The sequence below is a fragment of the Streptomyces sp. NPDC002130 genome, assembly GCF_040296465.1.
Classification (GTDB): domain Bacteria; phylum Actinomycetota; class Actinomycetes; order Streptomycetales; family Streptomycetaceae; genus Streptomyces.
Map to the genome: position 1 here is coordinate 1 of NZ_JBEOXI010001131.1, position 1,127 is coordinate 1,127.

Consider the following 1,127-nt stretch of genomic DNA (forward strand, 5'->3'; position numbering starts at 1 on the left):
GGCCGCGCTCTCGCGGCACACCGTCCAGAACCGCTCGGCGACCCCCGTCACGAACGCCGTGACGAGGTGGATCTGAACACGTTGGACCGAATCACCGCACTGATCGACGAGGGGGTCAACGTGGTGGGGGTTCGGTTGATTCTCTCCCTCGAAGCCCAGAATGCACTGCTTGAGGCGCGTCTCGGTCAGTTCAGTGGGGCGGGACCGCTTCAGCGTGAGCGCCGTCTTCGCCGAGAGTGACGAGGCCGAGCCCCTCGCCGGTAGGAGAGACGATTGCTCCTTCGGAGCGACTGATGTCGCCGAAGTCTGCGTCCGCGAGGATCTTGTTGCCGTCCGCTTCGAGTTGTTCGAGAGCAGAATCGAAGGCGTCGATGAGCCAGACTTGGGTGGCTGCGGTGAGTAGTTCGTCCAGTGCGTCGTCGGCGTTGGTTTGAAAAATTCGCACCAGCCAGGAGCCTTCGATCTCGGGGTCATCCGAGAGTCCGTGCGGGGTGTTGGTGGCGACGACGTAGCGGTTGTATTCCAGCTCGACGCGGATGGCGTACATCCCGGCGAGGTTGACGACGTTCACCGGACGTTGGGTTACGGCAGCCAATGCGGTCAATGCGTCGCCGTAGGTTTGCGAGTACTTCACTGTCAGGGGCATGGTCTTGGTCGGCCTATCTGTTCGGGGCCGATGCTGCTTGCATGGCTCATGGCAGGCCTATCTGTTCGGGGCCGATGCTGCTTGCATGGCTCATGGCAGGCCTGGCGCCGCTGTCGACTCAGGACTGTTCCTGATCTTATCTCGGATTGGCAACGACGACTGCTCTCGCGGGCATTGCCGTGATCGTTCTTCAGCACCACATCGCTTGGCCGTCTGTTTGAATGTGGCCTGCACGGGTAGTTGATGTCATAGACCGCGGCGCTGGGGACAGTGTCCGCTGTTCTCGAAGTATGTGGTTCAGCTCGAAGATAGATACAGGACTGGGCTGCCCGACCGCTCGACGAGGTATACGCTGCGATTTTCGTCGATGCGATCGTCGTCAAAGTCCGCCGGCGGTCAGGTCGCAAACCGGCCGATCTATGCCGCGATCGGCGTTAGCCTCGACGGACACCGCGACGTGCTCGGATTGTGGGCCGGCCCC

At 61.8% G+C, this 1,127-nt stretch carries 2 protein-coding genes and 1 pseudogene; 2 read left to right on the forward strand and 1 reads right to left on the reverse strand.

Annotation, left to right across the window (positions count from 1 at the left end):
• Window positions 1-240, forward strand: a 240-nt coding sequence (locus ABT116_RS49005) for a MerR family transcriptional regulator (protein WP_351648080.1), incomplete at its 5' end; no start/stop codon positions are given.
• On the opposite strand, the gene ABT116_RS49010 is transcribed toward ABT116_RS49005, so the two are convergent.
• On the reverse strand, window positions 191-634 hold the full coding sequence (locus tag ABT116_RS49010) for a hypothetical protein (protein WP_232508977.1): 444 nt from the start codon (window positions 632-634) through the stop codon (window positions 191-193). The genes ABT116_RS49005 and ABT116_RS49010 overlap by 50 nt on opposite strands.
• Window positions 635-967: 333 nt before the next feature.
• Here ABT116_RS49010 and ABT116_RS49015 point away from each other — a divergent pair.
• A pseudogene (locus ABT116_RS49015) lies at window positions 968-1,127 on the forward strand (transposase); the annotation flags it as partial.